The organism is Methylomonas sp. 2F7 (genome assembly GCF_057126975.1).
In genome coordinates this window covers 3,322,359-3,334,552 of sequence record NZ_CP195203.1, presented here as the reverse complement: position 1 = coordinate 3,334,552, position 12,194 = coordinate 3,322,359, and the positions used below count along the sequence as shown (strand labels likewise).

Genomic DNA, 12,194 nt, shown 5'->3' with positions numbered 1-12,194 from the left:
AGGCATCAAATCTTAGCGTTAATGCCGCCGCTAGTCCTCATTGCTTGCAGTAGAGATAATTACTTGTCCGGATCAGCCGCGCTGAAAATTCTTGTTAATCAGGTTTATTTATAGGCCGGAACAGAAACAATTAAGCCAGCGCGAATCAATTTGAGCTCGCGCTGACTTCATTTAAAAACTACGTGCTAAGGGACGAAAAACTATTCAGTTTCGGCGGCCAACAGCCTATCCAACGTGCGAATATGCGCTTGTTGTGCCGGTAATAGCTTGGTTTCAATCAACGAGCGAATCTCTGCAGGCAGTTCAGTCTTCTGCAACGCTTCCGCATACGCGTCTGCGCCACTTTTCTCGCCGCTCTGTAACGACTGTAGTGCCGCTTCTTTACCCAGTAGATTAGCGCCGCCTTGGACTATTTGTGCCCAAGTGCCCCACGCTCCTGAATCGGCGCTGGGAGTTCCTCCCAGTTGACTGATGAGCGTCTGTAAACTGGAAACGGCCTCTTTATGATCCTCAAAAATAGGCGTAAGGTCCTTCGATTCGCCCAGTCCGGCATCTTCAGACAGTTTGTCTTGCACCTGTTGATAGGTTTCCGTTGCCGATAATTCGTCTTTTAGAAATTTGTTGAGTGTGTCTATGTTATGCATATTAAAACTCTTGGTTGATTATTTTTTTGATGACATGCAAGCGCAGCCTCAAACTTAAACTGACGATTCGCCCGTCGAGGAAATATCCTCGGCGTGAGCCTCCTCAAAGACTTTTTTTGCCAGATCGACCGCTTCGCTGTTTGTGGTGTGGACAGAAATCAAAGCGTTGCCGCCGGTGATTTTTCCTTCGTAGCGTTTGGCTTCATATTCGGGGATGCCCAGCCCGATTAAAACGCCAGCCAAGCCGCCGGTGGCGGCACCTACAGCCGCTCCGCTCAACGCGCCCATAATAGGTCCGGCGGCGATGAACGGACCGACGCCTGGAATAGCCAGAGCGCCAATCCCGGCTAACAAGCCAACTACAGCGCCAGTACCTAAACCCACTGACCCGCCGATGGCGGCCCCTTCCGGCGCTTTGGTATGCTTTTCATGTGCAAAATCCTGGGAGTTGGATTTGTCGGAAAACAGCACCGATATATCATTATTTGAAAAGCCGGCGGTAACCAGGTCATTAACAATACTCTCTGCCTGATCGGTATTTTGAGCGATACAAAAAACTGCTTTAGTCATGTGATTCTCCTACGCTTTATGGCGCTTTAAATTCAAGGTTATTATTTACCTGAAGAACACCAGGCGTTTGCTTGGCGATATCTTGCAGTTTAATTTTCTCGGCTTCATTTTTAACCGGCCCGCGTAAAGTCACTGCGCCATTACGGGTGATGATTTTTACATTCTGCGCATTGACTGATAAGGACTCATTTTTAACGACAGCTTGGCGGATGGCCGCTGTAATTTTAATATCGCCTTCGGTTTCCTTTTGATCTTCCGGGGTTAACGTCGAGTTATCCTTATCGCGAGCATTGATCTCGGTATTTTCCAAGGTTGAGTCGGCCGCTAGATAAACGGCGCTATTCTGTTCGGCGCGAACAGTACCCGTCATTATTATTAAACTGCTCGTCAAAGTGAATATAACTGACAATAATTTTGTAGACATAATAATCTCCTAAATAGTGGTTGTTTTTTCGAAATAATTGCGCGGCATTGGTTTTTTCTGCTGATTTAACGACCACTCATCAGCCGACTTAATAGAAAGCCTGCCCCGACAGCGATACCCAATGAAGTTGCAGGATTTTTATCAATGTAGCTGCGGAAATCTTCAAAAAACTGCTGCTCTACATTTTTCAATTGTTCGCCTTTTTGACCCAACGCTTCAGCCGCCTGAGTGGTTGCGTTGGCTACTTTGTCAACGGTTGAGTGAACGCCCGATCTAAGCCGGTCAACGGTGGCATCGACAGTATTGGTATTGTCTGTTGCTTGCATAGTTAATTCCTTATACAAATGGAAATAATCAGTTAATTTTTAAACTCTGGTGATCTAAAACTTCTACTGATTCAATTTGGCACACCGACTTTAATAGTGTTGCCGGTGGAGAGAATGGCTAATGATTGAATACTAAATAAATAATGATCAAAACAATCGTCGGCACGCCCAGTACCCAGCCTATAAAATATTTACCCATGACTCATCTCCTAAAATATTTGTGTATATAAGTCTACTTATTGGTTTTGGCTTACATTCAAACAGGCTGTTTAATGACACGAAGAAGCAAGCTAGGTAAATTTTCTATTAAAATCGTCTTAAAGTCGGTGTGCTGTCGCACATTGAAGAGGAATTGTTTTATCTGCCATGACTAGGGTTTTTTGAAAATTAATTTGATTGCCTAAATTTCCTTTTTAGGTCAATTTTATCCGCTAAACCCCCAATATTTGTATAGAGAACGACTGTATTTGTCTTGGAATCCTTTGGTATAACTCGACTTAAAATACTAGCCGTTCTCATCTTCGTCTTGCCAAAATAATACTGAAACAGGGCTATTCAGACGATCTGCGTGATGATCAATGCATAAGCTACCTTTCACCGATCTGCAGGTGTTATGAGCGCGCAGAAAATCCGACGCTGTATGTTTGATAGCGCACTGACTGAGTGGATAAACGATCCTACTATAGCCATGAGCGCACAGATTTATTGTCAGTGGACATGGAATTTTTCCTGCCAATAAGATTGGGTATTTAAAAAAGAAAATATCAAATAACGCATGCTAAGCCGATAAGACAGAATCGAAATAAAATTAAAGGAAATAGTTCTTTGAAGAGTCAGTCCAATCATCAGCTATGTACGACGTTAATTATTTAATCTGAAAGTGCTATTCAATATTATTGATAGTAGTATTTCTGTGCAGGCAACATAATTGAGTTACCTGGGAGTTTTTATGTATAACATTGAAAAAATAGATAGTTTGCTAAAAAATGAAATATCCGCCACGGAAACTTACCGACAGGCTTTGGAATCGTTTTGGAAAGATACCAGACGTTGTGAAGTCGATTCTCTGTTGCAAATTTGTCAAGATCATAATGAAGCCGCTGCACTACTAAAAGCGCAAATTCGTCAGTTGGGAGGAGCGCCTTCAGATAAGTCAAGCAATTGGGGCACTTGGGAGAAAATCTTTCAGATAGGCGTAAATATGTTGGGCAAATACTCAGCAATAGAAGCCTTACGAGACGTTGAATTCTCCTGCTCGAAAGCGTATGGGCAAGCTCTGCTCGATTACCAACTACCTCTAGCTCTTCGTTCATTGATCGAAACAAAGTTGTTGCCTAACCTGCAATCTAATATGCGTACCTTGGATCAGTTATTAGACGCGGTAATGGCATGAACTTGAATATTCTTAAGGCGTGCAGCGCTAAATACTAAATCGCTGCGGTTTTTTCGGACACCTCGAACATGTGAGACGTTTTATACCTATAGCTCAGCTGGACGAAGAGGGTATTAAGACAGATAGATATCCATGGCTCACCGTCGGCAAGATACAAACAGGGTTTCGATTTCACAAAAACATCAAGAAAAGCCATAAATATGCTTGGCATTGATCCACTCAAGCCACCGCTAAAGATTGGCCCGGTTTGTTTCAAGAAAAACGCTAGGCCGCGATCATGCCTGCTGGTTTTCGCCAGTTCTGAATAATTCAGCTACCAATGTGGTATGCCGAACGGATCAGAACCGCTAATTTCTCTATAGTCGATAACTGTCAACGGGATCAGACAAAACCTTGAATTTGTTTATTGGGTGCTCGGCGATATGCAGGTCAAAATATCGAGCCGAAAATTCCAACATGCCCGGCTTTAATTAAACTAAATGGAGAACCACAATGATTCATCCCGACCAGATCAAACCCGATATGCCCGTTGTCTGCTCAGAGGGCGGCCAATTTGCCACCGTCGATCATATGGAAGGTACTAACTCAATCAAACTGAAAAAAGATGAAGCCGGTCAGCATCATTTCTTTCCACTATCCTGGGTAACCTCAACCGAGCATGGCCAGGTTAAGGTGGACCGTCCAGGTGATAAGGCCATGAAGGAATGGTCGACTGTTTCACCAATCCTTTAATAAAACGCTGAACAGGTTGATTCCTCTCATGCCCTCAAAGGCCCAAGTGCTTCGACAAGCCGGTCCTGAGAGCAGCCCAAGGATTTAATCGGAGCCTCCTTAAGCGCATAAATTCAGGCCAAAGCCTAAGCGTTTGTTGCTCAGTGGAAAAATGCCGCAAGCAGCTTTGGCTATAGCGACGTGGTCCGATCAATTGAAGTTCTTCGATATTCACACTGCGCGACCAGACTGCCCAGCGGCGCTGCTTTGCGCTGGGCAGTCTATGGCAATCACTAATCAGTTAACCTCGTCACCAACTTGCCTTAGTTCCGGACCCGCGTTGGCACGTCACTTGTTGCTTAGGATCCGAGCCGGAGAGAAAATCTCTGTGCCGCTCTGGGGCTGACGATGGCGCTCATACCGCACCTCCCGTTGGGGTTTGATCCGCTTCACCCGAATGCGCGATTGGATTTTTGGAAAACAAGTAGACCTGAAGCTTGTTGGAGAAGCGGGAGTCCTGGCGTTGAATCCACTCCAGCAACATCGCTGCGTGCTCCTTTTCTTCGTCCCGATTGTGTTCAAAAATAGCCTTGAGTGCTTTATCTGCACAAACATCGGCACGTTGGTTGTAATTATCAATGGCGTCCAGTTCCTCCATTAGCGATACCAGGGCTCGGTGCATGTCGCGTGTTTCGATGGATAGTTCTTCTATAGGTTCCTGATAAGCGGCACTAGACATTGTTGTCTCCTGTTTGCGGTGAATTTGATAGCCAAAACGGCTTGACTAGGGATTTCGTAAATTGGTCAGCGTAAGGGTTGTTTTACTATTCAGGGGCCAAAGCTGAGACGCGCCAGATGATATTGCCAACGTCATCAGCCACCAACAAGGCTCCCCGTTTATCGATAACGACGCCCACCGGCCTACCGTAGGCTTCATCGTTTTCGCTAACAAAACCGGTCAAGATATCGATGGGTTCCCCACTGGGTTTGCCGGCCTGGAAGGGCACGAATATCACCCGATAACCGCTGCGCGGCTCGCGGTTCCATGAGCCATGTTGACCGATAAAAACGCCATTATTGAATGGCGCCGGCCAACTGGCGCTGTGAGAATACGCCAGACCGAGCGATGCCGTATGCGGCCCAAGGGCATAGTCCGGCGCTTTAGCTGTAGCTACCAGCTCCGGACGTTGCGGCTGTACACGTTGATCCAAATGTTGACCGTAATAACTGTAGGGCCAGCCGAAGAAACTGCCTGCGGGGACTGAAGTTAGATAATCCGGTACCAAATCGCTGCCGATTTCATCGCGCTCGTTAACCACCGTCCAAAGGGCGCCGCCGTCCGGCTCCCAGGCCAGTCCGTTGGGATTGCGCAGACCGGACGCGTAAATGCTGTAACTGTTTTTCCGCGGATCGACTTCCCAAATGGCGGCACGCTCAAATTCCTGTTCCATACCATTCTCGCCGACATTGCTGTTGGAACCCACTGTCACATACAGCCTTGTGCCATCGCGACTGGCCAGCAGATTTTTCGTCCAGTGATGATTGATAGGGCCGGCCGGTAGATCCAGTACTTTGATGCCCGGTTCGGCAATATGAGTTTCGCCGTCCTTATAGTGAAACTTCATCAGCGCATCGGTGTTGGCTACATAAAAATCGTTGCCGATCAGCGCCATGCCGAATGGCGAGTTGAGCCCTTCCAGAAATACTGATCGCGTCTCGGCTACGCCGTCACCATCGACATCGCGCAACAAGTTGATGCGATTGGCGCTGGGCGTTCCGGCACCTGCCTTGCGCAAAACCTGCTTGATCAACCAGCTTTTGATGCCCCAGCCATCGTCTGGCCGTTGCGGGGCATTGGTCTCGGCTACCAGCACATCGCCATTCGGTAGCACATAAAGCCAACGCGGATGATCGAGATTACCGGCAAAGGCGTTAACTGTCAGGCCGGATGCCGGTATGGGTTTAGTATTGGCCGGCCAGCCCACCGCCTGCGCAATGTTGACTGTGGGAATCCAGGTCGGATGTGGTGGTGGCAGTTGCGGATTTAGACCTGTGCCCGCCGAAATCGGCAATTGTGCCGATTCACCGCACGCCGACAGCACAATCACCAAGGTCGTGAATGATAAGGCCTGTCTGGCGCGAGGCAGGTGATACATGTTTAAGGCGTTACGCGGTAAAACTGGCCGAGTGCCTCACGTTGTTCTTCCCATTTTTCAGAGTTTGCCGGCCAATGCTTTTTGTCAAAACCCGGTGCCTTTTTTAAAGTGTCTTTATCCAGATCAAGCACGTAATAGTCTTTGGGGCTGGTCCAATGCAGCGCTCTCCAGGGGATGGCAAACAGCTTGTCGCCCATACCCATGACACCGCCGAAGGAAACGACTGCATAGACCACTTGTCCCGTCGCCGGATCGATAACCAAGTCCTTGATGTCGCCGAGACCGTCACCCGTGGTGTTTTTCACTTTGGCACCGGTGATCTTGCTGGCTCGGCTGACCTGCTGCATCGACTTATTGGCTTCCTGTGCGCGCTCTACCGCGACTTCCTGGTTGGCTTGATTAAGTTCGGCTTGTTTTTCCTTGACCTCTTCTTGTTTCTTGCCGAGCTCCTGTTGCTTTTCATGAAGGTCTTTTTGTTTGTCTTTTACGTCATCGGCATAAAGCGGACCTGCCAATGCCGCACTCAGAACAGACACGGCTACTATAGGAATTAATTTTTTCATCTTGTTCTCCGGCGTTTTATAAGAATAGTGCTTCGCTAGTTTGAATCGGCACCTTCGCAGGTGCTGCAAACTCACCTCAACTTTATCGAACAGGGAAAACATTGTCGGTGCGCTGTCGAACAGACTGGTTTTAGACTGTGTACGCTGGCGTACCGACCCTATTCCAGTAACTTTGCGCGGATATACGTGCGCTAGCGTACTGAGTTTGCATGTTCTAAAGGCTAATCTGAGCTCGGTAATTTATTGCCTAGCTTTAAAGCGAGGTATTCCAAACGCTGGATACAGCGAAGCCTGAATTACTGTGCACTTCCATTCACAACCGGAGAACTGACATGAGCCACCAGCCTAAATTTTCAAATTCACCCATGAAAGCCTCTAATATCGTTGGCACTCAAATCGCCAACCCCAGAGGCTATAGCTGGGGGGAAACCGCGGTGTCTATGGTCACTACGACTGTTCGCTTTACTGGGAATAGCTGTCTGATAGGGTTTTAATTAGGAGTGATCATGACAACATTAGAGCAAACTGTTTTGGATACAACACCGGATACCACAGCTGCCGGGGTGTCCTGGGGATCGATTTTTGCCGGTGCAACCGCTGCGGCTGCGCTGTCCTTAATCCTGCTTATTTTAGGTGTGGGCTTGGGTTTTCCGGCGCTTTCGCCTTGGTCCCATCAGGGAATCAGCGCGTCAGCACTGGGTATATCGTCCATCCTCTGGCTTAGTTTCGCGCAGATCGCTGCATCGGGTGTGGGCGGCTATCTGGCCGGCCGCTTGCGTGTAAGGTGGGCCAGCGTGCACAGCGACGAAGTGTACTTCCGGGATACCGCTCACGGCCTATTGGCTTGGGCGATTGCTTCGTTGGTAACGGCGGTGCTATTGGGTACCGTGGCCGGCAATCTGCTGGCAATCGGCGCTTCGGCCAATGCTACAGCGATATCGACCGGCGCCGAACTAGCCGGGGTTCATGCGCCTGTCGGTCATCCTAATCCGCCGTCAAAAGGAGTAGACGAGCGTAAGCATAATGGCGATAGCGACTTAAGTTATTGGGTCGATAGTTTATTCCGGTCGGTGCAATCACCAACCGACATGCTGGAAAAAGACTATGGTTTGGTATGGCGGGAGGCGTCGCGAATTTTTGTTAACGGTCTGCGCTTGAATGGTTTGCCGGCGGAGGATCAAAAATATCTGGGCCAAGTCGTCGCCAAACAAACCGGATTGTCCGGAGCGGATGCCGAAAAGCGTGTGTTCAATGTCTTTGCCAAGGCACAGGCCGAGCTGGCCAAAACCGAGCAAAGCCTTAAACAGACTGCTGACGACGCACGAAAAGTGGCGGCTTACACTTCATTGTGGATGGTGGTGGCGCTGTTGTCGGGTGCGTTTGTGGCAAGTTTGGCTGCGACGTTCGGCGGCAGGCAACGTGATAGCGAGACCTATGTAGATAGAGGCCTTTAGCTGATGCTTGGCAAGCTAATCATAATATCGTTTAACTCAAAATCAGGAGACTAACCATGCGCTCGCTTTTACTGTTATTGCTGGGTGTACCCATTCCAATCATTATTTTGATTGCTTTATTGACCCATTTTTGACCGAAAAGAAACCGCGTTTGCTCAATACGCGGCCTTCTTGGTATCTATTTGCGCAAAGCGACGATGCAACGATAGTGCTGCGTAGTCAATTAACGACCGCGCAACAAGCTGCCCAGCAGAAAACCCACTGATGCCGCAATGCCCATCGCTGTCATCGGGTTATCCCGGACATAGCGGCGGCTGTTTTTCATCAGTTTCTTTTCTGCATCCATCAACTCGTCCCGCGTCTCCGCAAGTGTCTCCGCAGTATTGGCGGCAACATCGGCGAGCTTATCGTAAGTTTCATGTGCGTAATTTGAGGCTTTGTCTAGGGTGTCCATCAGCGTTTCCTATTGCAGAGAGCCTTATGTCAATCAGGCTTGAGCTTCGAATATACCGCTTCGCACCACTTCGGTCTGTTCGACTGCGTACATATTGCCGGTAGTAACAAAGCTAAGCGCGAGTAACATAAATGCGGACATCAACTATGAGTAATACCTTAAAAAACTTCCCCATCGTTTGTGTCGGCGGCTCGGCTGGCGGGCTGGATGCCTATATTCGGTTATTGCAAAATCTCCCGTCCGACATGGGGGTGGCGATAGTCATCGTCAATCACATCACCTTAATGCCGACCCAACTCCACGAAGTGCTGCCGAGTTACACCTCGATGCCGGTCGAACTGATTACGGAAAGATTGCAAATAAGCGCTAATCGAGTGTTCATCATTCCGGCAAATCGGGATTTACATATCGTTGCCGGCGAGTTCCGTTTATTGCCAATCTCAAAGCCGCGCGGCTGGTCTGATGTGATTACGGTTTTTCTGCGGTCTTTGACACTACATTGGGACGGCAAACTGATTGCGGTGATTGTATCCGGTTTCGACGGCGATGGCGCCGCCGCGCTATGCGGCATCAAAGAAGTAGGCGGTATCACTATTGCGCAGAAGCTTGATACGGCGATTCAGCCGGATATGCCGGAGAGTGCCATCGCCAGCGGCTGTATCGATTTTGTGTTGTCGCCGGAAAATATTGCTAAAGAAATTGTCCGAATCGCCGGCGCTGTCGTAAGTGATTGCGTAGTTTAGGATTCAAAAGATAAGTTGTTTAGCGCTACCTAATTTATACCTTTCGCACTTCAAATTTCAGCACATCTGCCCCCTCGCCGGAGAGGGTGAGGGGGAAAGCGTAATTTGAAGTGCGATGCCTATATCCGTGTCGCCGACGCTAGTCGGTTTGGTTCATATCGAGCGATGACCTACGCGTTGTGGTTTGCGGTGTTTGTTATGCCAGCGGTAAAACCCTCTTTTGGCCAGTTCCACCACGAACAGATACGAAACTGCCATCGCTGCCAGAATGAGATAAAACTGAGCCGGCGGCGGCACGAAGCCGAAATAGTGGCCTAACGGGGTAAAAGGCAGGATGGCGCCAATCAAGGCTATCGACAGCGAGGTGGCGACCAGCACCGGATGCGCGCGGCTTTTGAACGGGTTGCCGCGAGTACGGATAATGAAAATGACCAGCACTTGGGTGCAGAGCGACTCCACAAACCAGCCTGTTTGGAACAGCGCTTCGTCGGCTTTCAAGACCGTCAACAGAATGTAAAACGTCAAAAAATCGAATGCCGAACTAATCGGGCCGATCACCAGCATGAAATTGCGGATGAAGTTCATGTCCAATACCCGTGGAGTACGCAGTTCTTCCGCATCGACCTGATCCAAAGGAATAGGCACTTCAGATATGTCATACAGGATGTTGTTCAGCAGAATCTGCGTCGGCAGCATCGGCAAGAAGGGTAGAAACAGCGCGGCACCAGCCATGCTGAACATATTGCCGAAGTTGGAACTGGTGCCCATCATGATGTATTTCAGAATATTGCCGAAGGTGCGTCGGCCTTCCAGCACGCCGTCGTGCAACACGTGTAAATCCTGATCCAATAGGATCATGTCGGCCGCTTCCTTGGCCACGTCCACCGCCGAATCCACCGATAAGCCGACATCCGCCGAATGCAGCGATGGGGCGTCGTTGATGCCGTCACCCAGATAACCGACCACATGGCCGCGCGCTTTCAAAGCTAAGATCACCCGGTTTTTCTGCGCCGGATTAACCCGGCAGAACAGATTGGCTTTTTCGACGCGGATGCGCAGGGCATGGTCATCCATAGACTCGATGTCTTTACCGGTCAACACGCCGGTGATCGGTATGTTCAATTGGGTACAGACGTGCTGGGTCACCAAATCGCTGTCGCCGGTAACGATCTTGACAGTCACACCGCTATCTTTCAGCGCGGCCAATGCCGCGCCGGCGCTTTGTTTGGGGGGATCGAGAAAGCCGGCAAACCCGGCAAAGATCAGCTCGCTTTCATCGCCGACCACCGCGTGCGGATGATCCAGCGGCACTTCTCGCCAGGCGATGCCCAACACGCGAAAGCCTTCCCGTTCCAACGCATTATGTTGTTCGTGGATTCTGGCGCGACTGGCCGGATCGAGCGGTAGTTGCGCGTCGCTGCCTTGCTGTTCGTAGCGGGTGCAGAGGGTGATGATTTCTTCGGACGCACCTTTCACGACCAGCAAGCGGCCGTTGCCTTTGTCCAGCAGCACCGATACCCGCCGCCTTTCAAAATCAAACGGCACTTCGTCGATCTTTTGCCAGGCACTGACGTCGATGTTTTCGTGCGCCAGAATCGCTTCATCCAGTGGGCTTTTCAGGCCAGTTTCAAAGAAGCTATTCAGAAAAGCCAGCTCCAGCACCCGTTCACTGGCTTGGCCTTGCGGATCGACGTGCTGTTCCAGTTTGATCTTGGCCTCGGTTAAGGTGCCGGTTTTATCGGTACATAACACGTCCATCGAACCTAGATTTTGGATGGCCGCGAGGCGTTTGACGATCACCCGCTTTTCGGCCATATGCATTGCCCCGCGCGACAGCGTGACCGACACCACCATCGGCAATAGCTCGGGTGTTAAACCGACGGCCAGCGCCACGGCAAATAAAAATGACTCTAGCCAGGGTTTGCCCAAATAGGCGTTGACCAGCAACACGAACAACACCAGCAAAACCGTCAGACGCATGATCAGCAAACCAAAGCGATGAGTGCCCACTTCAAAGGCGGTCGCCGGCGGTTTGCTGGTCAGACTATCGGCGATGGCGCCGATCGCGGTGCCGGTGCCGGTTTTAATCACGCGCATTTTGGCGCTACCGCTGATCACGGTAGTGCCCATAAAGACCGCATTACTGGCATCTTGCAAATCAGTGGCATCGGCCGGCAATGCGCCAGGATGCTTTTCGATAGGGTAGGCTTCACCGGTCAACAAAGCCTGTTTGACGAACAGGTCGCAGGCCTCCATCAGCAAACCGTCCGCCGGCACCATATCGCCGGCAGAGAGCAGGGCGACATCGCCCGGCACCACGTCGGTCACCGGTACGTCCACAGGTTTACCGTCGCGCATCACTCGGGCCTTGACCGAAACCGAATGCCGCAAACTTTCCGCAGCCTTGCCGGCCCGGTGTTCCTGGACAAAATCCAAGGTCACGCTGAACAGCACCATGATGCTAATGATTACGAAATTGGTCAGCTCGCCGGTGAACGCGGAAATCGCGCTGGCGACCAATAACAAAATCACCAGCGGATTTTTGAAGCGCGCCAGAAATTGCAGTAGCAAGGCCTGTTGCTGATGATCGCGGAATAGATTGGGGCCAAACTCAGCCAGTTTGGCGTTGGCTTCGGCACTGGATAAACCGCCCACATCGTTTGCGCGTGCGGTGCGCAGTTGAGAGGGCGACTGTAGCCACCAACTTGCGGTATCGGCTTTAGCTTTTTCGCTAGGTTTTTTCATGGGCTGCTCGA

General features: G+C 50.0%; 13 protein-coding genes. 4 read left to right on the top strand and 9 right to left on the bottom strand.

The annotated features are described in order from the left end of the window. Positions 1–200: 200 nt before the first annotated feature. The 4 genes from ACR64Q_RS14910 to ACR64Q_RS14895 form a co-directional block, all read right to left on the bottom strand. Positions 201–644 (bottom strand): DUF2383 domain-containing protein, encoded by a 444-nt coding sequence (locus tag ACR64Q_RS14910; protein WP_026601625.1) that lies wholly within the window; start codon positions 642–644, stop codon positions 201–203. A 54-nt stretch (positions 645–698) separates the two neighbouring features. Next, positions 699–1,214 carry a hypothetical protein gene (locus tag ACR64Q_RS14905; protein WP_064038734.1) on the bottom strand — a complete coding sequence of 172 codons (516 nt, stop codon included), beginning with the start codon at positions 1,212–1,214 and terminating at the stop codon, positions 699–701. A gap of 16 nt (positions 1,215–1,230) precedes the next feature. Next, positions 1,231–1,638, bottom strand: a complete 408-nt coding sequence (locus ACR64Q_RS14900) for a BON domain-containing protein (protein WP_036275720.1) — start codon at positions 1,636–1,638, stop codon at positions 1,231–1,233. Positions 1,639–1,703: 65 nt separating this feature from the next. Further along, positions 1,704–1,964, bottom strand: coding sequence for a hypothetical protein (locus ACR64Q_RS14895; RefSeq protein ID WP_026601622.1), 261 nt, complete (start codon positions 1,962–1,964; stop codon positions 1,704–1,706). A gap of 949 nt (positions 1,965–2,913) precedes the next feature. Between ACR64Q_RS14895 and ACR64Q_RS14890 the strand changes: the two genes are divergently transcribed. Continuing rightward, complete coding sequence (locus tag ACR64Q_RS14890) at positions 2,914–3,357, top strand: ferritin family protein (RefSeq protein WP_313732309.1); 444 nt, start codon at positions 2,914–2,916, stop codon at positions 3,355–3,357. Between the two features lie 492 nt (positions 3,358–3,849). After that, positions 3,850–4,089, top strand: coding sequence for a DUF2171 domain-containing protein (locus ACR64Q_RS14885; RefSeq protein WP_313732308.1), 240 nt, complete (start codon positions 3,850–3,852; stop codon positions 4,087–4,089). A gap of 394 nt (positions 4,090–4,483) precedes the next feature. Here the strand turns inward: ACR64Q_RS14885 and ACR64Q_RS14880 are convergent, their stop codons facing one another. The 3 genes from ACR64Q_RS14880 to ACR64Q_RS14870 all read right to left on the bottom strand — a co-directional run bounded on the left by ACR64Q_RS14880 (position 4,484) and on the right by ACR64Q_RS14870 (position 6,787). Next, a complete protein-coding gene (locus ACR64Q_RS14880) occupies positions 4,484–4,807 on the bottom strand; it encodes a ferritin family protein (protein ID WP_313732307.1) in 324 nt (107 codons plus the stop codon). An 85-nt stretch (positions 4,808–4,892) separates the two neighbouring features. Next, entirely contained in the window at positions 4,893–6,224 is a 1,332-nt protein-coding gene (locus ACR64Q_RS14875; protein WP_313732306.1) for a PQQ-dependent sugar dehydrogenase, read from the bottom strand. 2 nt (positions 6,225–6,226) lie between these two features. After that, positions 6,227–6,787 (bottom strand): PRC-barrel domain-containing protein, encoded by a 561-nt coding sequence (locus ACR64Q_RS14870; RefSeq protein ID WP_313732305.1) that lies wholly within the window; start codon positions 6,785–6,787, stop codon positions 6,227–6,229. A 506-nt stretch (positions 6,788–7,293) separates the two neighbouring features. Between ACR64Q_RS14870 and ACR64Q_RS14865 the strand changes: the two genes are divergently transcribed. After that, positions 7,294–8,241: a hypothetical protein gene (locus ACR64Q_RS14865; protein WP_313732304.1), complete on the top strand. Its 948-nt coding sequence runs from the start codon at positions 7,294–7,296 to the stop codon at positions 8,239–8,241. Between the two features lie 223 nt (positions 8,242–8,464). Here ACR64Q_RS14865 and ACR64Q_RS14860 read toward each other — a convergent pair whose 3' ends face one another. Continuing rightward, entirely contained in the window at positions 8,465–8,695 is a 231-nt protein-coding gene (locus tag ACR64Q_RS14860) for an ElaB/YgaM/YqjD family protein (protein ID WP_026601615.1), read from the bottom strand. 146 nt (positions 8,696–8,841) lie between these two features. Between ACR64Q_RS14860 and ACR64Q_RS14855 the strand changes: the two genes are divergently transcribed. Then, the gene (locus ACR64Q_RS14855; protein ID WP_313732303.1) at positions 8,842–9,438 is read left to right on the top strand and encodes a chemotaxis protein CheB; all 597 of its coding nucleotides are present in this window, start codon (positions 8,842–8,844) and stop codon (positions 9,436–9,438) included. Between the two features lie 153 nt (positions 9,439–9,591). On the opposite strand, the gene mgtA is transcribed toward ACR64Q_RS14855, so the two are convergent. Then, positions 9,592–12,183, bottom strand: coding sequence for a magnesium-translocating P-type ATPase (gene mgtA, locus ACR64Q_RS14850; RefSeq protein WP_313732302.1), 2,592 nt, complete (start codon positions 12,181–12,183; stop codon positions 9,592–9,594). Positions 12,184–12,194: the final 11 nt, after the last annotated feature.

Bases quoted from the DNA above. Each gene is read 5' to 3' on its own strand.
- ACR64Q_RS14910 (WP_026601625.1), bottom strand. From the start codon at position 644: ATGCATAACATAGACACACTCAACAAATTTCTAAAAGACGAATTATCG.
- ACR64Q_RS14905 (WP_064038734.1), bottom strand. From the start codon at position 1,214: ATGACTAAAGCAGTTTTTTGTATCGCTCAAAATACCGATCAGGCAGAG.
- ACR64Q_RS14900 (WP_036275720.1), bottom strand. From the start codon at position 1,638: ATGTCTACAAAATTATTGTCAGTTATATTCACTTTGACGAGCAGTTTA.
- ACR64Q_RS14895 (WP_026601622.1), bottom strand. From the start codon at position 1,964: ATGCAAGCAACAGACAATACCAATACTGTCGATGCCACCGTTGACCGG.
- ACR64Q_RS14890 (WP_313732309.1), top strand. From the start codon at position 2,914: ATGTATAACATTGAAAAAATAGATAGTTTGCTAAAAAATGAAATATCC.
- ACR64Q_RS14885 (WP_313732308.1), top strand. From the start codon at position 3,850: ATGATTCATCCCGACCAGATCAAACCCGATATGCCCGTTGTCTGCTCA.
- ACR64Q_RS14880 (WP_313732307.1), bottom strand. From the start codon at position 4,807: ATGTCTAGTGCCGCTTATCAGGAACCTATAGAAGAACTATCCATCGAA.
- ACR64Q_RS14875 (WP_313732306.1), bottom strand. From the start codon at position 6,224: ATGTATCACCTGCCTCGCGCCAGACAGGCCTTATCATTCACGACCTTG.
- ACR64Q_RS14870 (WP_313732305.1), bottom strand. From the start codon at position 6,787: ATGAAAAAATTAATTCCTATAGTAGCCGTGTCTGTTCTGAGTGCGGCA.
- ACR64Q_RS14865 (WP_313732304.1), top strand. From the start codon at position 7,294: ATGACAACATTAGAGCAAACTGTTTTGGATACAACACCGGATACCACA.
- ACR64Q_RS14860 (WP_026601615.1), bottom strand. From the start codon at position 8,695: ATGGACACCCTAGACAAAGCCTCAAATTACGCACATGAAACTTACGAT.
- ACR64Q_RS14855 (WP_313732303.1), top strand. From the start codon at position 8,842: ATGAGTAATACCTTAAAAAACTTCCCCATCGTTTGTGTCGGCGGCTCG.
- mgtA (WP_313732302.1), bottom strand. From the start codon at position 12,183: ATGAAAAAACCTAGCGAAAAAGCTAAAGCCGATACCGCAAGTTGGTGG.